The organism is Microbacterium sp. ARD31, assembly GCF_031844425.1.
In genome coordinates this window covers 24,457-43,732 of the sequence record NZ_JAUZVE010000016.1, presented here as the reverse complement: position 1 = coordinate 43,732, position 19,276 = coordinate 24,457, and the positions used below count along the sequence as shown (strand labels likewise).

General features: G+C 68.6%; 20 protein-coding genes. 5 read left to right on the top strand and 15 right to left on the bottom strand.

The window, feature by feature from the left end:
- Window positions 1-15: 15 nt before the first annotated feature.
- From Q9S36_RS28190 to Q9S36_RS28150, 9 genes are all read right to left on the bottom strand, one after another.
- Window positions 16-855, bottom strand: a complete 840-nt coding sequence (locus tag Q9S36_RS28190; protein WP_311288246.1) for a prepilin peptidase — start codon at window positions 853-855, stop codon at window positions 16-18.
- A gap of 27 nt (window positions 856-882) precedes the next feature.
- Window positions 883-2,529, bottom strand: coding sequence for a polymer-forming cytoskeletal protein (locus Q9S36_RS28185; RefSeq protein WP_311288152.1), 1,647 nt, complete (start codon window positions 2,527-2,529; stop codon window positions 883-885).
- A complete protein-coding gene (locus tag Q9S36_RS28180) occupies window positions 2,517-3,119 on the bottom strand; it encodes a hypothetical protein (RefSeq protein ID WP_311288151.1) in 603 nt (200 codons plus the stop codon). Before Q9S36_RS28180 ends, Q9S36_RS28185 begins: the two co-directional genes overlap by 13 nt.
- A complete protein-coding gene (locus tag Q9S36_RS28175) occupies window positions 3,116-3,469 on the bottom strand; it encodes a hypothetical protein (protein ID WP_311288150.1) in 354 nt (117 codons plus the stop codon). The genes Q9S36_RS28180 and Q9S36_RS28175 overlap by 4 nt, the downstream gene beginning before the upstream one ends.
- Window positions 3,470-3,600: 131 nt before the next feature.
- Complete coding sequence (locus Q9S36_RS28170) at window positions 3,601-4,023, bottom strand: prepilin-type N-terminal cleavage/methylation domain-containing protein (RefSeq protein ID WP_311288149.1); 423 nt, start codon at window positions 4,021-4,023, stop codon at window positions 3,601-3,603.
- Window positions 4,024-4,299: 276 nt separating this feature from the next.
- Window positions 4,300-4,599, bottom strand: a complete 300-nt coding sequence (locus Q9S36_RS28165; protein ID WP_311288148.1) for a DUF1905 domain-containing protein — start codon at window positions 4,597-4,599, stop codon at window positions 4,300-4,302.
- Window positions 4,596-5,003: an SRPBCC domain-containing protein gene (locus Q9S36_RS28160; RefSeq protein WP_311288147.1), complete on the bottom strand. Its 408-nt coding sequence runs from the start codon at window positions 5,001-5,003 to the stop codon at window positions 4,596-4,598. Before Q9S36_RS28160 ends, Q9S36_RS28165 begins: the two co-directional genes overlap by 4 nt.
- A gap of 68 nt (window positions 5,004-5,071) precedes the next feature.
- Window positions 5,072-6,739, bottom strand: coding sequence for a PxKF domain-containing protein (locus tag Q9S36_RS28155; RefSeq protein WP_311288146.1), 1,668 nt, complete (start codon window positions 6,737-6,739; stop codon window positions 5,072-5,074).
- A 243-nt stretch (window positions 6,740-6,982) separates the two neighbouring features.
- The gene (locus Q9S36_RS28150) at window positions 6,983-7,519 is read right to left on the bottom strand and encodes a hypothetical protein (protein ID WP_311288145.1); all 537 of its coding nucleotides are present in this window, start codon (window positions 7,517-7,519) and stop codon (window positions 6,983-6,985) included.
- 131 nt (window positions 7,520-7,650) lie between these two features.
- Between Q9S36_RS28150 and Q9S36_RS28145 the strand changes: the two genes are divergently transcribed.
- Window positions 7,651-8,268 carry a GNAT family N-acetyltransferase gene (locus tag Q9S36_RS28145; protein WP_311288144.1) on the top strand — a complete coding sequence of 206 codons (618 nt, stop codon included), beginning with the start codon at window positions 7,651-7,653 and terminating at the stop codon, window positions 8,266-8,268.
- 90 nt (window positions 8,269-8,358) lie between these two features.
- Window positions 8,359-9,927 carry a DUF222 domain-containing protein gene (locus Q9S36_RS28140; protein ID WP_311288143.1) on the top strand — a complete coding sequence of 523 codons (1,569 nt, stop codon included), beginning with the start codon at window positions 8,359-8,361 and terminating at the stop codon, window positions 9,925-9,927.
- 312 nt (window positions 9,928-10,239) lie between these two features.
- Here the strand turns inward: Q9S36_RS28140 and Q9S36_RS28135 are convergent, their stop codons facing one another.
- Together Q9S36_RS28135 and Q9S36_RS28130 are read right to left on the bottom strand one after the other, a co-directional pair.
- Window positions 10,240-11,232, bottom strand: a complete 993-nt coding sequence (locus Q9S36_RS28135) for an aldo/keto reductase (RefSeq protein ID WP_311288142.1) — start codon at window positions 11,230-11,232, stop codon at window positions 10,240-10,242.
- A 57-nt stretch (window positions 11,233-11,289) separates the two neighbouring features.
- Window positions 11,290-11,910 carry a TIGR00730 family Rossman fold protein gene (locus Q9S36_RS28130; RefSeq protein ID WP_311288141.1) on the bottom strand — a complete coding sequence of 207 codons (621 nt, stop codon included), beginning with the start codon at window positions 11,908-11,910 and terminating at the stop codon, window positions 11,290-11,292.
- A gap of 109 nt (window positions 11,911-12,019) precedes the next feature.
- Here Q9S36_RS28130 and Q9S36_RS28125 point away from each other — a divergent pair, with 109 nt between their 5' ends.
- Window positions 12,020-12,625, top strand: a complete 606-nt coding sequence (locus Q9S36_RS28125) for a helix-turn-helix domain-containing protein (protein ID WP_311288140.1) — start codon at window positions 12,020-12,022, stop codon at window positions 12,623-12,625.
- Window positions 12,622-13,713: a nucleotide disphospho-sugar-binding domain-containing protein gene (locus Q9S36_RS28120; protein WP_311288139.1), complete on the top strand. Its 1,092-nt coding sequence runs from the start codon at window positions 12,622-12,624 to the stop codon at window positions 13,711-13,713. The genes Q9S36_RS28125 and Q9S36_RS28120 overlap by 4 nt, the downstream gene beginning before the upstream one ends.
- On the opposite strand, the gene Q9S36_RS28115 is transcribed toward Q9S36_RS28120, so the two are convergent.
- Window positions 13,706-15,064, bottom strand: a complete 1,359-nt coding sequence (locus Q9S36_RS28115) for an MBL fold metallo-hydrolase (protein ID WP_311288138.1) — start codon at window positions 15,062-15,064, stop codon at window positions 13,706-13,708. The genes Q9S36_RS28120 and Q9S36_RS28115 overlap by 8 nt on opposite strands.
- A 184-nt stretch (window positions 15,065-15,248) precedes the next feature.
- Here Q9S36_RS28115 and Q9S36_RS28110 point away from each other — a divergent pair, with 184 nt between their 5' ends.
- Window positions 15,249-16,898, top strand: coding sequence for a hypothetical protein (locus Q9S36_RS28110; RefSeq protein ID WP_311288137.1), 1,650 nt, complete (start codon window positions 15,249-15,251; stop codon window positions 16,896-16,898).
- A gap of 22 nt (window positions 16,899-16,920) precedes the next feature.
- On the opposite strand, the gene Q9S36_RS28105 is transcribed toward Q9S36_RS28110, so the two are convergent.
- The 3 genes from Q9S36_RS28105 to Q9S36_RS28095 all read right to left on the bottom strand — a co-directional run bounded on the left by Q9S36_RS28105 (window position 16,921) and on the right by Q9S36_RS28095 (window position 19,268).
- Window positions 16,921-18,036: an acyl-CoA desaturase gene (locus tag Q9S36_RS28105; protein ID WP_311288136.1), complete on the bottom strand. Its 1,116-nt coding sequence runs from the start codon at window positions 18,034-18,036 to the stop codon at window positions 16,921-16,923.
- A gap of 26 nt (window positions 18,037-18,062) precedes the next feature.
- A complete protein-coding gene (locus Q9S36_RS28100) occupies window positions 18,063-18,527 on the bottom strand; it encodes a hypothetical protein (RefSeq protein ID WP_311288135.1) in 465 nt (154 codons plus the stop codon).
- 171 nt (window positions 18,528-18,698) lie between these two features.
- Entirely contained in the window at window positions 18,699-19,268 is a 570-nt protein-coding gene (locus tag Q9S36_RS28095; protein WP_311288134.1) for a mismatch-specific DNA-glycosylase, read from the bottom strand.
- Window positions 19,269-19,276: the final 8 nt, after the last annotated feature.

Sequence of the window (19,276 nt, the reverse complement as noted above, 5' to 3'; positions counted from 1 at the left end):
ACTTTCTGACGTCAATCACGTCACTATGAACAGTTCGACATACCAGCGAGCCAGTGGCTCACCGAACAGCAGGCCCATCCACGTTCCCAATATCATCCATGGCCCGAACGGTATCGCGGACCTGCGGTCCGCGCGCTTAACCAACATCAGCGCCACGCCGAAGACACCGCCCAAGAAGAACGCCGCAAAGGCCCCGACGATGGATGCCCCCCAGCCTGCGTATCCGAGGTACAGGCCAAGCACCCCAGCAAGCTTGACATCTCCGCCGCCCATACCGTCCGGCCGTATGAGCCGCAACACCCAGTAGAAGATGTACAGGCCCGTCATCACAAGCGCACCACGGAGAAGAGCAACCCAATCGCCCGTGAGTGCACTACCGGCAGCAAGAAGAGCCGCGGCGACAATGTAGCTCGGTAGAACGATGACGTTGGGGAGGCGGTGGGTGTCGAGGTCGATGATTGTGAGAACGATGCTGATACTCGCGAGATAGAGATACGCTGCCGCGATTGCCGCGACTCCGAACGCCTCAGTCGTCCCCACCGCGATCGGGACCCCGCGAGAACTCCCCGGCGCACCTGCGACCGGGACAACGAGCCAAAAGGTCACTGCGGCGAAGGCCAGCCCCGCGAGCGCTTCAACCATTGGATATCTCGCTGAGATGGGTCGCCCGCATGTGGCACATCGCCCTCGCAGGAGGACCCACCCCAGCACTGGAATATTCAGCGACGGCGGGACCTTTGACTCGCAACTCATGCATCGACTCTCACGCAACAGAGACACGCCAGCAGGAACCCGATATGCGACAACGTTCAGGAAGGAACCGATAGCGAGGCCAAGGACCCCTGCTAGCGCCACGAAGTAAAAGGCAAGCGGCGTCACTGGTTAGCGTTCGGTTTGGTACGCGAGCTTCTCAAGCCGCGTCACAGTGTTCGTGGGATCAAAAATACCGCCGCTACCACGCACGCCGCAGCTCAAGCCCGAGAGGGTCGGCTTCCAGGACATCGGCTCGCAATTGAAGGTGCCGCCGTTCAGGTGCAATCCATCGTTCCCCATGTATAGCTGTCCGCTAAGCGTCAATGACATCGTCTTGGTGATACCGCAAGCGCTGTAGATCATGATCCGCACTGTGTTCGTGGCGCTCGCCGTCAGCTTGTCGGAGCCGGTACCACACGTGGGTTGCCCATCGGCCCCATTCGAATCCGCGTGCACGATAAAAAGCTGAGGGTCAGTTGCAGCGGAGGCCTTTTTGATGGTGCCGCTCAGATTCAGGTCCATCGTGGCCGTTGCCGGAACAAATATCACGACGTCCCGCGCAAGACTCACATCGCCTGGATCCACGTTGATACCACCTGCGGATGGGCAGCCACTCATATCCACAATGGCCCGATCTCCGGCTGACCCGAGCACAGTCTTCAAGGCACTGGACGTACACTGTCCGGAGTACGAAACTGTGGGTTGAGTCGCGGAGCTCCACGTCGTAGTGCTCGTGAGCTCGATCCAATTCGTCGCTTCGAAAACCTGGTCCAAGGTGGGTGCGACTGTTGGAGCTGTCTGCCCGGTCAAGGCAGGTACTGACGAACCATCTGTCCTCTTCCAGGCCGCGGCATCGTGATCCACCATCGTGCCTGTGGTACGGAAGGAGCCGTCGACCGTGCCTGATCCATTCTTTGTCGTGATATTGCCGGCCGCGTACACGTCACCACCGATCTTGACGCTGCCTGCGGTCAGCTGAATTTCCCCACTAAGGGACATCACGTCAAGTCCCACGGTGAGTTTGTGGTTCTTGATCACGATCGGGCCGCGGGTGTAAATGTTTCCTGTGATCGTGCAGTCGTCTGTGATCACGAGCCCGCCGTTCAGCACCCACAAGTCGCCGTCGATCGAACCGCTCGCACCGTTGTTGCACTCGTAGTCGCCGACATCGCGTATGACAAGGTCACCCTGATAGGTGGACTTGGTCGCTTTGAACGCGCCTTCGAAGAATGCGAGTGTCCCCGCGGGTTGAGTCGCCGGCCCGTGGAACCACGGGTAGATCGAGTCGGTCGTGGTGTCGGCGGCGCCATCGGCTTCCCAACCAGTGGATTCAATCCAAACCCACTTCGTCGCTGTCGTTGGGCACGACATCGCCCAATCCCCGCTCGTCGATGAGGGCTCGGGTCGCGCAAAGCTGTCGCTCGACCAAATCTGGTATCGCCAGTGCGGAGCCTCGCTGGCGTCCGAGACCCCATTCCCGTTCGCATCGGAGTCGTCATTCATGGATACCAGACTGCAGTCAATGTCTTTTGGCCCAATCGCCCCACTTAACGAAGCCACTGCGACGTCTCGTCCCGACTCTGCGGCGATGAATCCCTGCGTGGAGCTCTTGTTGGTGACATTTGACTGCGCGGTGTACATAACCGACGTCGCGATGGTCGCCGCGATGAGGAATCCCACCAACATCACGACAACGACGGTGAGGAGCACCGCGCCAGCCTCGTCGGCGCGGCGCGCACGCCAGCGGCCCCTCAGGCGTTCAATCAACTCCAACACGGGCTCACCCCTCCAGCCTCGGGCGTGCGCAGCGACACTTGGCCTTTGAACCGGACCGGTGCTGCCGTGTCAGTCGCGAGGTCGACGTCGAATGCGTAGCTCAAGTTCAGCCCTGATCGGGCGAAGAAAGGAATTGTGGAGGCTCGCTGCTTGACGCCCTCGGTGAGCCAGGGCTTTGGCCAGGAGGCAGGATTGAGCGAAGGAATCGGGTCCGCTGTCCCGTCTGCTCGTGTGCCCCACGTGCTCGTCTGATATAGCGCACCGCTAGAGACCCAAAATGCCTGGCATCGCTGGTCGCCGCTCAAGTTCGTGTCGACACGCAGCAGACCGCCTGATGCTGAGACATCGAAGGCCTGAGCATTTCGCATAGCTCGCTCAATGGACTGGCTCACGATCTGGCCGCGGTTCGTCGCATCCGACATCGTCTGCACGTTCGTCTGGGTGGTCCAGGAGTTCGCCAGTAGAGTGGCCATGCCACCCAGAAGCAGGCTCGCCAAGAGCATGTACATGATCAGCTCGATCAGCGACAATCCGGCCTCACGGTCAGTGGTGGTGTCGATCCGAGACGCCGACGGGCACTTCGACGTCATGGCACGTACACAATGGCGGAGGCACGAGCCAATGTCGCACCGTCCGCGTCTGCTGCAATTAGATCCAGCGTCACTTTCATATCCGACGCAGGGCACGAGGACGCGGATCCCGTGACCGTCATCAGGTCTCCCCCGATGCCCCGCAGAGTCTGACTACCCGTCGCAACCGCGGTCGTGACCGCAGCACACGTAGGGTTCATGCGGACCTGCTCGATCCGGGAGTTGAGTTCGCGCGTTGCTGTCGCGGTCGCGGATTGTTCCGCGGACAAGAGGTAGCCCTGCCACAGCGCAGGGATGATGGCCACCGAGATGATCCCGAGGAGCATCAAGCCGATTACGATCTCGATCAAACCAAGACCGTCGTCCGCGGAGCCCCTAGTAGCGCGAGCGTTGTCCCCGACCAACGTCGCCTCCTTCGAAGAAATGACAGATGATGATGGCCGGAGCAGACTCACCCCGGCCATCATCCGTCAGCAGAGATTTAGCAGCCCGGACCGGACTTGTATCCGGTTGCAGCGGCCTTGTACGTCTCGCCGCCCGGGTTGTGCCCGGTGACACAGATGTTTGTTGCCGTAGCACCGCTGGCGGGTGCTACGGAGAGCACAAGTCCGTCCAGAGCGAGCGCGCTGACGTCAGGTGTGGTTCCCGACCCGGCCTGCGACACCGCAGTTGTCGCAGCGTTCTTAGTACCCGCTTCGGTAGCTCCGTCGACAGCAGTCCGCTGGATGAAGCCGAACAGCGGCAAAGCGATCGCGGCAAGAATCCCGATGATGACCACGACGACGATGAGCTCGATGAGCGAGAAGCCCTTCTCGTCGTTCTCTTCACGGCGCGCCTTCTCGGCGGCGATGTAGTTCTTGAATGTTGCACGCATGAGCGCAGTACTCCCCTGTTTGTTGGACATGACAAGCCCTGAGTTTCACGATTCGTTCGGACTGGATCCCCAGTGATCCGCGAACTGTCCTATGAAACGATCAACTCAGTTGTGGGGACGGCCTGCACGGGTGTGATGCCACTGATTCCCCCTGCCGACGATCCTGGCGTTATCCGTCCCACTGCGTCAACGAAATCCGCTGTTGCTTCGGTAAAGAATCCCTCAGGAAAACCCCCACCCGGATGCTAGCGGGATCGTGTTACTCGTGTGAACAGAGTGAGAGTTGTATATCGGATCACGATCTGGTCACGCGTCGAGGACGACCAGCTGGACGGTGACGGGGTCCTCGTCTGCAAGACCTTCGGCGTCGCGCACGGACTTCTTCAGCGGCAGCACGTACGCGCCGAGGCCCTTGTCGGGGAAGATCGACGTCGCCCACTCGGAACCCCCGACGCGAACGCGGACGCGTACCGAGCCGAAGCCGCGGGTCGGGCGCGGGATCTCGCGGATCTCCTCGCTCAGTTCGGGCGGCAGCGCGGCGAAGTACCACGAGGAGTCCTCGCGGCCCGACCAGCGGAAGACTGTGGAGTCGAACTCGAAGTTCACGCGTATCGCTCCACCAAGCGGGAGAGGCAGTCGGACCACCCCTGCTGGTGCGACGCGAACTCCTCGGGGGTGCGCAGCCCGGAGTGGACGACGCGCACGCGCGTGGAACCGGCATCCGCTGTATCGAGACTCACCTCGACCTCGGAGCTGAAGTCCTCGCCCTCCCACGCCCACTGCAGCCGCATCACGTGCGGCGGGCTGAGCGACACGATCGTCCCGAGCACGGCCATGTCGGCCGGTACGGAACGCACCAGCCACGCACCCGATGTCTCGGGCACGATGTGCGCGGCGGGCTGCAGGCGCGGCGGCCAGAACCACTCCTCGACCGCTGCGGCGTCGGTCCAGTCATTCCACACGGTGTCGAGCGGAGCGGCGACACGCACTTCTTCGGTGAGCTCGTCCATGGGCTCAGCGTATGCGGGGTCACGGGATCGCGGTACGGCGAGGACGCGCCCACAACAGCGCGTGGCGACTACTTGCGGAACGACACGTCGAAGGTGTGCGTCGAGCCGTCCGAGAGCTCCATCACGAACTGGCCCGTGTGCTGGGCCCACGCCTTGCTCGTCTTCCACACATAGGTATACGTGTCGGTCGAGGGGTCGTACGACAGGCCGGAGTTGCCGGCCGCCGCAGCATCCACCCACTCCCCCGTAGGGTTCAGCACCGTGCCCTCGTCGCGGAACCGCGCCGACACGAGCACCTCGAGGCCCCGGTCGCCGCCGAGTGAGAACTTCACGGGAATCGCCTGACCTGCCTTGGCGAGGTTGGGCTCGCCGTCGGCGACGGGTGCGAGAAAGCCCGAGAACGGGAACGCGTCGGGGATGCCGAGCACGAACGGCGAGAAGCTCAACGTCGTGCCGCACACCACCCCGGGAGTCCGCGACGTCGTGATCTGCTGCCACTGGAACAGCACGGGGTCGAAGTGGTAGATGTGCGGCGGGGTCGCGAACTGGTCGCGGTCGTACGCGAAGCAGACGGTGACCGCCCCGTCGAACTCGACAGTCGAGTCGATGTGCAGGTACAGCGGCGGATCCGACGTCAGCTGGAACCCGGTCGGCAGTGGACCGGTCGAACTCGGGATCACCGTGGTCTCGCCCGCGCTGGCGTCGGTCGGGAACGTCAGCGACACGGTCGTGGATTCATCGACGGCGATCGCAACGGGCTCGGTCGGGTTCGCGGGCGATGCGGCCGACAGCACCGTCGACGGCTGACTCACCTCGAAGTCGTCGTAGGTGCCGGCCGGCCAGTACCGCTCGGCGCGCACTCCCGCGAGCAGCTGGTAGATGCCGTCCGCGGTGCCGGACGGCACGGTGAAAGTTGCCGCGAGACTGCCGTCCGGCGCCACCGTGCCCTCGCCCACCTTGATCGAGCCGACGGCGAGCCCGCCGCCGAAGATCTGCACGAACGCGTAACTGGTGTCCTGGGTGATCCACAGCTCGAGCTGCTCGCCGGGTGGCAGATCGGATGCCGTGACTGTCGCGGTCACGCCCGCGAAGACCTCGGGGATCAGACCGCTGCCCGACACAGTGGCACGCTGACCCATCGCGGCCGAGATGTTGTCGAGATCGCCGCCGCCCAGGTCTGCCGGCACGTGACGGCCGGGAGTGGTGATCGACAGCAGCGGCGTTGCCGCCGGCGCTGCAGCGGGCGCGGGCTCGGGTGCGCTCTCGAGCTCGAAGATCGTGATCGTGTGCCCCGACCACGCCGGCAATCCGTCGGCGAAGCGGCCGGTGCCCACCATCGACTGGCCGGGCAGCAGTTCGTACCAGAACTCCCCGGCGAGTCCGACGTCCTCGGCCGCATCGCTGAAGGCACCCCAGCCTTCCGGCATCCAGATCTCGTCGATGACACCGGGAGTGACGAGGTCGGTGCCGAGCGCGAAGTAGCGCGGGCGTTCGGATTCGTTCACGACATCGGGGCGGTAGATCGGCATCTCGTCGAGGACCTCGGGGCCGCCGAACGGCGAGAAGGTCGAGGTCGCCGTCTGCCACGACACCGTCGCGTCGTCGACGACGACCGACGAGTGCGGCTGCCAGACAGGTGGGGGCGGGCCGTCGGCGACGGCGGGGGCGAGCACGCCCCCGACAAGGAGTGTCGCGAGGGCGACGGCGAACACGGGACGGGACGATCGGACGGCCATGACCGGAACCCCTTGCCGCGGCGGATGGCGCGGCGCCGCAACGCTGCGACGGCCCCACACCGTCGATGGGATCACTGTCCTGCCGCGCGGGCGCGAGATCAAGAGGCGTGGATGCCGGGCGGGAGAGTTCGCGGCGGGGCGGGTGGGAGGGTTCCCGTCGCGGCTGAGCGGGGCTGGTCGGGTGCGCCGCCTCCTCGATCACCGGGCGGGTGCCGGGTGAGCAGGCGGTGGGCAGCTTCGGGGTCAGAAGGTGGGCAGCTGCAGGTCCAGCACCTGGCCGGCGGCGAGGTAGAGGGCGCCGGCGAGCGAGGCTACCGCGAGCAGCAGCGCGATCGCGGGCGCGATCCAGCCCGTGCGGCGGCTGATGCCGACGACCAGCGAGCCGATCGCGAGTGCCGACGACAGCACGAGCAGCACGACGGCGAGGGCACTGGCGATACCGGCGAGCATCACATCGCTCGCGCCGAGCCGCCACAGCGAGGCGCCGGCGGCGACCATGCCGAGGCCGGTGAAGACGAGTGATGCGGCGACGAGTCGGTTGCGACGTGCGGGGACGACCACCGGCATCCGATCGCCCTGGGCAGCAGTACCGGCAGCCCAGCCCGGGCGGTGAGCCGGAGTCTGCGGAGCGAAGCGCTCACGGGCGGGCGGGACGAACCCGGGCACCACGACGTTGTCGTGGGCGGAGGGCGGGGTGCGCCGCGAGGCGGGGCCGTCGGAGTTGTTGCGGGACGAGCGCAGCATGGGCTGCGCAGGCGCGTACGGCGAGAGCGTGTTCATGTCTTCTTCCCCAGCGAGAGTCATCAGGTTCTTCCCACAAGAACCGGTTCGGGGATCAAGCTACTCCGGGAGTCCCCGGAGTAACCGCAATGTCGCCTGAATTTTTCGCTGAGAATCCGTAAGTTGGGCGCATGCCGGGGAGGACGAGGGCGGGCGACATCGACGGGCTGCGGATCGTGCCCGCGAACGAAGCGTCGTGGGATGACCTGCAGGCGATCCTCACCGGCACGGCCGGACGCTGCCAGTGCCAGCGTCAGCGCCTGGGCGATCGCGACTGGTGGTACCTCCCCGTCGCCGAGCGCGGCGCGATCCTGCGGGCCGAGACCCACTGCGACGACCCCCGCGCGACCGAGACCATCGGGCTGGTCGGCTACCTCGACGACGAGCCCGTGGCGTGGTGCGCGGTCGACCGGCGCTCGGTCTACGGGCGCCTGCGCGGCTCACCGGTGCCATGGAAGGGCCGCACCGAGTCGCGCGACGACCCGGACGTGTGGGCGATCCCCTGCCTCGTGGTGCGGCGCGGGTACCGGGGGCGTGGGCTGACGTACCCGATGGTTGCGGCGGCGGTGACGCACGCGCGCTCGCGCGGAGCCCACGCGATCGAGGGCTACCCGATGGTCACCGGCGGGCACGAGATCACGTGGGACGAGATGAGCGTCGGCGCCGTCGGCCCCTTCCTCGCCGCCGGATTCCGCGAGGTGAGCGCGCCGACGAAGCGACGACGCGTCGTGCGGTTGGAGTTGGCTTAGTTTCGTATCTTTATTCGTACGCGTTCGATGTCGCGGTCAGTACTGGACTGGCTCTGAGACTGGCGGGGGCGGCATCCGCTCGAAGATGTAATGTCGGAGGCCTTCTCTAGTATCGAAGACATGATCGATAGCCCGACATCGCATGAGGTGGATCCGCTCGCGCCGATCCGCGATGCGCTGACGGTTCTGCAGGCGGCGTGGACGGGTCAGGATGCCGCGGGCACGGCCCCCGCCACCGTCGAAAGCCTCGGTCGGTCTCGACTCGTCGCCGCGAACGACGCGCTCGGTGTGCTCGCCCGTGCGGTGAACGGGCTGCAGGCCGCGACCGCCGCCGAGATCGCCCGCGAGTCGCGCCCCGAACTCGGGCCCGACGCACTGGCCAAGCAGCAGGGGTTCCGCAACCCGGTGACGCTGATCGCCGCCACCACCGGAACGACGATGGGCGAGGCGAGCCGTCTGGTGAAGGTCGGGCAGGCGACGGCTCCGCGCACGTCGCTGACCGGCGAACCCATGCCCGCCAAGCACCCCTACGTCGCCGAGGGCCTCAAGTCCGCGTCGATCGGAACCCAAGCGGCCTCGCTCATCATCACGATGCTCGACCGCGCCGCGCTCCGTGCGGATCTGGCCGCGTTGCAGAAAGCCGAGCGGATGCTGGTCGAACAGGCCGCCGGACTCTCCCTCGACCTGCTCAAGAAGATCATCGCCCGCGCCGAGGCCTACCTCGACCCCGACGGCATCGCCCCACGGGAGCGCGATGCCCGCGGCGAGGGCAGCCTGCGGATGTTCGAGCGCGACGGGTTCCTCCACATGGAGGTCAAGTGCGACGCGGCGTCGGGCGCGCCGCTGAAGCTGGCGATCCAGGCGATCGTCTCAGCCGACTACCGCAACGCGTTCGGCCGCGCCGCTGGTGACGGGGACTCGGTCGGCAGCGACCGGGGCGGTTTCGGCGACGCGGGATTCGGGCACGGCGGCCGGGGCTTCGGTGACGCCGGGGCGCACGGGCACGATGGCGGTCGCGGGCACGGCCACGGCGGCGGCGACTCCCCCGGGCCGCTCGGCGCCGACCCGGATCTGCGCTCGCACGCTCAGCGTCAGCTCGATGCTCTCCTGCGGCTGGTGGCGCACGCGGTCGGCTGCGACAACAACGATCTGCCGCTCGGCGGCGCCACCGTCGTCGTGCGGATGACGCTCGACGACCTGCAGACGGGTGACGGCCACGCGCTCGTCGACGGCATCGACACCCCCATCAGCGTCGCCGCGGCACGCAGACTGGCCGCGGGCGGTGGTGTGATCCCGGCGGTGTTCGACTCCGAGGGCGAACTGCTCGACTGGGGGCGGAAGAAGCGGTTCTTCACCCAGGCTCAGCGGCTCGCGCTGGTCGAAAGGGACGGCGGATGCGCCGGCTGCGGCGCTCCACCGGGAATGACGAGAGCCCATCACCTCGATTGGTGGGCTCGGGACAACGGAAAGACCGACCTCTCGAGGGGCGTGCTGCTCTGCGAGTCGTGTCATCACCGCGTCCACGACAACGGGTGGGAGATCCGGATCGACGGCGGGACCATCGCAGCGAAAGTGTGGTTCATTCCGCCACCGCACGTCGATCCGCACCGCACACCACGCCTGGGCGGCCGAGCCCGCTACGACTACAACGCCGCGTGAGCGTGCCACGCTTCGTCTCGTCGCTGCGCTCCTCGCTCAGCGACCGGGGCCCCGCGACCCAGAACCCGGACGCTGAGCGAGCGCAGCGAGACGAAGCGCGCCACGCACGGCACCCACGCTTCGTCTCGTCGCTGCGCTCCTCGCTCAGCATCCGGAACCCGCGCCCCAGAACCCGGACGCTGAGCGAGCGCAGCGAGACGAAGCGCCCCACGCACGGCACCCACGCTTCGTCTCGTCGCTGCGCTCCTCGCTCAGCGACCGGAAACTCCCGCGCTCCGCTCCTCGCTCAGCGACCGGACACGGCGCCGCGCCTCACCACTGGGGGTGAATCGCCTCGCGCAAGCGCCGGTCGTACACGTCGCGGACGACGGCGTCGAAAGCCTCGACGTCGAAGCCGCCGTCGATGAGGGCCGCGGCATCCGCGTTCGACGTCGCCTGATCGACGTTCCGCGCGCCCGGGATGACGCTCGTCACACCCGGTCGCGTCGCGATCCACGCGAGCGTCGCCTGCGGCAGCGACACGTTCGCCGGCAGCGCCTCGGTCAGCTCGCGAACCGCGGCGAGCCCCTCGTCGAAGTCGACGCCCGAGAACGTCTCACCCTTGTCGAAGGCCTCGCCCTGCCGGTTGTAGGTGCGGTGGTCGTTGTCGGCGAACGTCGTCGACGCCGAGTACTTCCCAGACAGCAGCCCCGACGCCAGCGGAACCCGCGCGAAGATCGCGACCTTCGCGGCCTCCGCCGCCGGCAGCACCTCGTCCATGGGCTTCAGCCGGAACGGGTTGAAGATGATCTGCACGTTCGTCACGTTCGGACGCCTGATCGCGGCGAGCGCCTGCGCCGTCGTCTCGACCGACACCCCGTACGCGTTGATCGCCCCGTCGGCGACGAGGGCATCGAGTGCCTCGTAGGTGGCGTCGTCCTCGATCACCGCGGTCGGCGGACAGTGCAGCTGCACAAGATCCAGCGTGTCGACGCCGAGGTTCTCGCGCGAACGGGCCGTCCACGCGCGGAAGTTCTCGGGCGTGTAGTTCTCGGGCTCCTGCGCCATGCGCCGGCCCATCTTCGTCGCCACGGTCACGCCGTACGCATCGTGCGACGACATGAAACGGCCGATGAGCGTCTCGCTCCGACCATCGCCGTACACGTCGGCGGTGTCGAAGAGCGTCACCCCCGAAGCGACGGATGCCGCAAGCACGGCCTCGGCCTCGGTCTCACTGACCTGGCCCCAATCGGCGCCGAGCTGCCACGTGCCCAATCCGATCGCCGAGACGTTGCGGCCGGTGCGGCCGAGCGGGCGCTGCTGCATAGGGATCCTCCTCGATGTCCGACCCCCAGCATCCCACGCCCGCGAAGCGCCCGGGCCTCACGGACGGATGCCGGGGAGCCCCGAACTCGACATCTCGGCCCCCGGCGACTGGTACACCCGCGTCGGCGGCTCGTACGCCTGCAGCCGATCGAGCACGTCGTCGATGTCGTCGCCGATCACGAGCATGTCGGTGTAGCGCCGGTGAGTGAACCCCCTGTCGCGCATGTTCTGCACGAGGGCGATGAAGGGGTCGTAGTAGCCGTCGACGTTCAGCACACCGCACGGCTTCTCGTGGATGCCCAGCTGCGCCCACGTCCACTGCTCGGTGAGCTCCTCGAGCGTGCCCGGCCCGCCGGGGAGGGCGAGGAACGCGTCCGCCCGCTCCGACATGATCGTCTTCCGCTCGTGCATCGTGTCGACCACGATCAGCTCCGTCAGATGATCGTGCATCGCCTCGCGCGACTGCAGCGCCCGCGGAATCACACCCGTCACGGTCCCCCCGGCGGTCAGGGCTCCGTTCGCGGTCGTCCCCATGAGTCCGACGTGTCCGCCCCCGTACACGAGGTGCATGCCGCGTTCGCCGATCACCGACCCCACGTGCGCGGCGGTCTGCACGTAGACCGGGTCGAAGCCGGGGGCAGACCCGCAGAAGACAGTCACGGTGAAGGGGGTGCTCATGGGTCGGCACGCTAGCACCGCGCTGTTTCCCGTCGGTTTCGCCGACCGGCATCCCATTTCGCGTGAGCGGGTATTGACACGAAATGTACGCGGGTCTAGCGTGCGTGGCATGAGCCGGACCCGCACCTACCGGCAGTCGGCCAGAGCCGAGGCAACGGCCGCGACGAAGACCGCCATCGTCGAGGCAACCATCGCCGCGGCGCGCGAGTTGCTCACCCTCGAGATCACCCTCGACCAGATCGCCGAGCGCGCCGGAGTCTCGGTGCAGACCGTCCTCCGTCACTTCGGCTCCAAGGACGCCCTGTTCGCTCACGCCCTCGGTGCGGCGAGCGCGCAGATCGCCGACGACCGCCGGGTCGAGCCGGGCGACATCGACGCCGCCGTCCGCGCCGTCGTCGACCACTACGAGGTCTGGGGCGAACTGGTGGTGCGCCTCGTCGCGGCTGAGACCAGCGACGACCGCATCCGCCGCTTCACCTCGGTGGGCAAGGAAGTCCACCGCCGCTGGGTCGAGGAGTCCTTCGCCCCGCAGTTGACGCACGTCCGTGACCGCGACGCGCTCGTCGACGTCCTGTCCGTCGCGACCGACCTGCAGGTGTGGAGCCTGCTGCGCCGCGACCGCGGACTGGCACCCGGAGTCGTCCGCCAGCGGATGCGACTCCTCATCGACGGAGCCCTCTCCGCCGCCGCTTCTCCCGAAAGAACACGGACATGACCACTGTCCTCTTCGCCACCCTTGACGCGGGCGGCAACCTGCCCCCGGCCCTGGCCATCGCGCGGGCCGTCGTCGACGCCGGCGGCTCCGCCCGCTTCCTCGCCGCACCCGCGCAGCAGGCCCGGATCGCCGCGGCCGGATTCCCCGTCGAGCCCTACGTCACCGCGCGCCGCTTCGTGGCGACCGAGCCCGGCAACCTCGTCGCCGTCTCGTTGCGACAGGCCCGCGCGTTCGCGGACCGCGGCGCCGGGCGCGACATCGTCGCGTCGTACCGGCGCTCCCCCACCGACGTCGTCGTCGTCGACTGCCTGCTCGTCGGCGGCGCCGCCGAGGCCCTCGCGGCGGGGCTCCCCGTCGTCAGCCTCGTCCACACCCTCTTCAGCTTCTTCGACCGCGCCGTCGACGGCCCCCTCGGAAAGCTGATCCGGATGCTGGGCGTCGACGCCCCCGCGATCCTGCACGCTCCGGGCACCAAACTCGTCACCGCGATCCCCGAGTTCGAGTCGCCCGTCGATGCCGCGGGACTGCACCACGTCGGCCCCACCGAGGCGATCGGCGCCGTCGCCGCCGCTCCCACCCACCCGCGCGTGCTCGTCAGTCTCAGCACCGCCGCCGTCCCCGGACAGGACCGGATGCTGCAGCGCATCCTCGATGCCCTCGACGGACTGTCCGCGCTCGCGACGACGGGCCCCGCGATCGACCCGCGCCGACTGCGCGTCCCCGCGGGCGTCGACCTGCGCGCGTACGCCGACCACACCGCCGAACTGCCCACGGTGTCGCTCGTCGTCTCGCACGGCGGACACGGCACCACCGCCCGCGCGCTCGCCCACGGCATCCCCGTCCTCGTGCTGCCCGCCAACCCGCTGACGGATCAGCCGGTGATCGGCGCGGCCGTCGCCCGGCTCGGCGTCGGCGAGACCCTGTCGTCGCGTGCCAAGCCCGCCGCCATCCGCGCCGCGATCGACAGGCTGCTGGCCGACGGGCCGGTTCGCGATGCGGCGAGCGCGCTCGGCCGGCGACTGCGGGACCAGCATCCGGGCGAGGCGGCCGTGCGCGTGCTGGAGGAGGCCGCGCACCGCGTCAGATGAGCACGGACTCCCCGAGTCGCGGCACCCGCACCTTCCAGCCGAGCCGCCATTCGATCTGCTGACGCAGGGCGTCGGCGGCCTCGGGCTCGCCGTGGGTGAGGAACGTCTGACCCGGCGGCTCGGGGGCGGTGCGCAGCCAGTCCATGATCTGCCGCCTGTCGGCGTGCGCCGACAGTGACCCGATCTGGTGCACCTCGGCCTCGATCTCGACATCGCGTCCGAAGATCCGCAGGCTCCGCTGCCCGCGCTGCAGCGCCGCCCCGCGCGTGCCGCCCGCCTGGAAGCCGGTGAGGATGATCGCGTTCCGCGGGTCGGACCCGTAGGCGTTCACGTGGTGCAGCACACGTCCGCCTTCCAGCATCCCGCTCGCCGAGATGATGACGCACGGTCCGCCGCGCAGGTTCAGCAGCTTGGAGTCGTCGACCGTCCGCACGAGCGTCGGCAGCTGGTACATGTGTGCGAACTCGTCGTTCGAGATGCGGTGCTCGTCGCGGTGCCGCTGGTAGATCTCGGTGGCGTTGATCGCCATCGGACTGTTGAGGAACACCGGCACCTCGGGGATGCGGCCGGCCTGGCGCAGCCGCGCGAGCTGCAGCAGCAGCGACTCGGCCCGCCCGACCGCGAACGCCGGGATGATCACCACCCCGCCGCGCCCGCACACCCGCCCGATGACGTCGGCGAGCACATCCGCCGGGTCCTCTTCGGCGTGATCGCGATCGCCGTACGTCGACTCGGTCACCAGCACGTCGGTCTTCTCGAGCGGCCGCGGCGGATTCATGAGCGGATCGTCGGCGCGTCCGAGGTCGCCGGTGAAGTGCGCCGTGCGTCCCTCGGTCTCGATCCGCACCTGCGCCGCGCCCAGGATGTGCCCGGCCGGCACGAACCGCACCCGCACGCCGCCGAGGTCGATGTCGTCGTCGAAGGGGTGCGAGACGAACCGGTCGACGGCGGCATCGGCATCCGCTCGCGTGTACAGCGGCGCGGGCCGCTCGTGCTTGGACGTGCGGTGGCGCGCGCGGAACCGCGCCTCCTCCTCCATGAGGTACCCGCTGTCGGGAAGGATGAGTCCGCTCAACTCGGTCGTGCCGGTCGTGGCGTGGATCCTGCCGCGGAAGCCGTTCTTCACCAGTGCCGGCAGGTAGCCGGTGTGGTCGAGGTGCGCGTGGGTCACCACCACCGCGTCGATGCTCGCCGGCGGCACCGGGAACGGCTGCCGGTTGCGCTCGCGCAGCGTCTTGTAGCCCTGGAACAGGCCGCAGTCCACCAGGATGCGCGTACCGCCGCCCTCGACGAGCGTGCGGGATCCGGTCACGGTGTCCACGGCTCCGTGGAACGTCAGTCGAGCGGTCATCTGAGCCCCTGGCGCTCACGGTACTCCCGCCACGACCGGCCCGACAGGACCTTCGTCACGCGCTACGGGCGGATGTGCACCGGCGTTCCGAGCGGCAGGGCGGCGAGCGCCGAGATCGCCGCGGGGTCGAGCCGAGTTCGGCCACGCCGCCGCCGCGTCGCGGGCGGGCGCGGCGCCCGGCGCGATGGGGGCCGGGCTCTACCTCGTGTGGCCGGCGTTCTACACCGACGTCACCGACTCGTACCGCCTCGGCCGCCGCGGGCGCCTGCTGACCGACCTCGGCGGACTGTACTTCAACGCGATCGTCGCGGTGGCGATCGTCGGTGTGTGGTGGGTCAGCGGCTTCGACGCGCTGCTGCTGGTCGTCGCCACGCAGCTCATCATGATGGTCCGCCAGCTGCTGCCCATCGTCCGCTTCGACGGCTACCACGTGCTCGCCGACACCACCGGTGTGCCCGACCTCTTCCAGCGCATCCGCCCCACCCTCGCAGGCCTCCTGCCGTGGCGGTGGAACGATCCCGAGGCCCGCGTCCTCAAGCCGTGGGCGCGCGCGATCATCACGATCTGGGTGATCGTGACCGTGCCGCTGCTGATCTTCATGCTGATCACCCTCGTGCTCGCCCTCCCCCGCCTGCTGGGCACCGCGTGGAGCGCCGCATCCGAGCAGGCCGCCTCGATCGGCCGCGCCACCGCGAGCGGCGACGTCGTCGCGGCCGGCGCTCACGTGATCGGGATCCTCGCCATCGCGATACCCATCGCCGGAATCGTCTACATCCTCGTCCGCCTCGTACGCCAGGTCGGCCGCGCCGCCTGGAAGGGCACCGCGGGCAAACCCGTCAAGCGAGCCGCCGCGATCATCGCCGCGCTCGCGATCATCGCCGCGCTCGCCGCCGCCTGGTGGCCCGACGCCGAACGCTACCGGCCCGTCCAGCCCTACGAAGACGGCACCCTCGCCGCCGCCGTGTCTCCCGTCCTGTCCACCGCGCAGGGTCCGGCGACCGGGTTCGCCGAGGGACGCCAGGGCGACACCGTCGCCGTCATGCCCGAAGGCACGCAGCTGCCCGGACCCGAGGAGCCCGCACTCGCGGTCGTCCTCGTCCCGCGCGACGACCTCGACGCGCCGTCGTGGGTGTTCCCGTTCAACCGACCGGATGCCGCAACCGGCGACGACACGCAGGCGCTGGCCGTCGCCACCGAAGACGGCTCGGTCGTCTACGACGTCGCCTTCGCCCTCGTCTGGGCGGGCGGCGACACCGTCGACACCACCAACGAGGCGTACGCGTTCGCCAGCTGCACCGGCTGCGCCGCCGTCGCCGTCAGCTTCCAGGTGGTGCTGATCGCCGGACAGGCCGACGTCATCGTGCCCCAGAACCTCTCGGGCGCGGTGAACTACGAGTGCATCGAGTGCGTCGCGTACGCGCTCGCCAGCCAGCTCGTCGTCACCCTCGACGGGCCGCTGTCCGAGCAGAGCACCGCCGAGCTCGAGGAGCTCTGGGCCGAGATCGCCGCATACGGCGACACGCTGCAGGACAGACCGCTCGCCGAGATCGCCGACGCACTGAACTCCTACAAGGCGCGGATCCTCGACATCCTCGGGCAGTCCCCCGCGACGGCGACCACGAGCCCCGAGCCGGAGGATCCCCGGGCGACGCCGTCACCCGCGACGACCGCACCGGCCCCCGATCCGACGTCCGAGCCGGAACCTGATCCCGATCCCGAGCCCGACGCCACCCCGGCGCCAGAGCCGACGGAGCAGGCGCCCGCGCCCACCACCACGCCGGTGCCGACCCCGACCGTCGAGGCCACCCCCGCTCCCACCCCCGCCGAGGGCTGAACCGCGGCGGAGGCCACGTCGATCAGCTCTGCAGGGTCAGCATCCGTCGCTGCTCGACCAGCGGACACGCGAAGGCGTCCCGCTCACCGAGTCCCACCCGGTTGATGTACCGGACGACGATCGCGTACGACGTCCACAGTCCCACCTGCGTGTACGGCACCCCGCGCTCCCGGCAGTACGCCGCGATGATCGGGGCGGCCTTGCGCAGGTGCGGGCGCGGCATCGACGGGAACAGGTGGTGCTCGATCTGGTAATTGAGCCCGCCCATCGCGACGTCGATGATCCTGCCGCCGCGGATGTTGCGGCTCATCATCACCTGCCGGCGCAGGAAGTCGAGCGTCATCTCGCGCGGCACGATCGGCATCCCCTTGTGGTTCGGCGCGAACGCCATACCCATGTAGAAGCCGAACAGCCCCAGCTGCACGACGAGGAACACCGCCGCGATCCCCGGCGAGAGCACGAGGAACACCAGCACGAGGTACCCCACGATCCGCACCGTCAGGAACGCGATCTCGACCCAGCGGCGTCGCAGGCGCTCGCGCACCAGCACGCGGCGCACGCCCGATGCGTGGAGGGACACGCCCTCGAGCAGGAGGATCGGGAAGAAGAACAGCCCCTGATGCCCGCGGAACCATCCGCCGATGCGTCCGCGCGGAGCGTCCCGCTGCTCGGCGGTCAGAGCGATGACCGGCAGCTCGATGTCGGGGTCGGCGCCGTCCTTGTTCGGATTGGCGTGGTGTCGCGTGTGCTTGTGCTGCCACCAGCCGTAGCTCATCCCGACGAGCAGGTCGCCGAGGATGAGGCTGATCCAGTCGTTCCAGCGACCCGACACGAAGATCTGGCGGTGCGCCGCGTCGTGGCCGAGCATGGCGATCTGCGTGAACACGATCGCCAGCGCGGCCGCGATGAACAGCTGCCACCACGTGTCGCCGATCAGCGCGAAGGCGACCAGTCCTGCCGCCAGCACGGCCGGCAGGGCGATCAGCTTCGTCCAGTAATAGCCGTACCTTCGGCGCAGCAGACCGCTCTGCCGGATCCGCTGCGCGAGTTCCGTGAACTCGGTGACTCCGGATGCCGCGGCGCGGCGTTCGGGGCGGGGACCGCTCGGACGGGGGACGGTGGGGCGGATGTCGCTCATGGCGACCTCCTCGGGTTCTGCGGGTGTCAGGCCACGGCGTGGGGCGCGCGGGGCGCGGCGTCGAAGCTGACGGATTCTGCGAGCGCCGCCACATGCGCGGCGCGGTCGTGCTCGACGGCGGAGCTCGCGAGGAACCGCGCTGCGGCATCCTCGCGGCGACCCTGCACCTGCGAGCTGATGTCCGCGAGGCGCGCGGCGATGACGCCGCCGAGTCCGTCGCGGAGTTCTTCGAGGTTGGTGTTGGCGATCTCGAGTCGTCGATCCGAGACGTTGACGTGCACCATGGCGTACCCGGCACGCGAGAGGTGGTCGCGGGTGTCGTTGCCGAGCACCATCGCCACCTCTTCGGAGTCGGGCTTGCGGGTGAAGACGGCTTCGACCGTGTAGCGCTCGGGCGCCTCGGCGGTCAGCAGCGTGGCAGGAAGCGAGCCGATCAGGACCGACCCCAGTCCCAGAGTGCCGGTGTCGGCGGGTCGGTTTTGTGTGCTCATGATCGGACGTTACGCCCGTCAGATGTGAGGCTCACAGGTTCGCGGGCCGCCGAGCCCGCGTCCAGATCACGTGTTCTGATCGAGCGCACCCGTTGTGCGCGCACGTGACGCGTGGGCTCGGCGAAAACACGTGATCCGGACGACGGAGGTGGTGTCCCGGAACCCGCGCGATCAGGGCAGGATTCCGGCGGCCCGGGCCGGCGCGGCGTACGCCTCGGCGAGCGTGGCCACGGTGTCGTGCGCGTTCAGACCGCTGGGGTTCGGAACGACCCACAGCTCGGCGCCCGCCAGCATCCCGTCTTGACGACCGGCGAGGGCCTTCGGCCGTCGGAAGCCCTGCCGGTACGCCGTGAGACCGACCACTGCGACCACGCGCGGCTTCCACTCGGCGGCCGCGCGGGTGAGGTCGGCGGCACCCTCGCGCAGCTCGTCGCGCGTGAGCTCGTCTGCGCGGGCGGTCGCCCGTCGCACCAGGTTCGAGATGCCGATGCCGGCGTCCAGGAACATCCGCCGGTCGGCCTCGGCCATGCCGTCGTCGTCGATGCGCGGCAGGCGCGGGATGATCCCCGCGGCGGCGAGCGCGGGGTAGAAACGGTTGCCCGGGTAGGCGAAGTGCGCGCCGGTGGCCGCCGTCCACAGCCCCGGGTTGATGCCGACGAAGACCAGCCGGGGATGCTCGGGCATCAGGTCCGGCACGCTGCGGCCGCGGAACGCCTGCAGCTCGGCGCGTGTGAATCCCATGGTGCCCG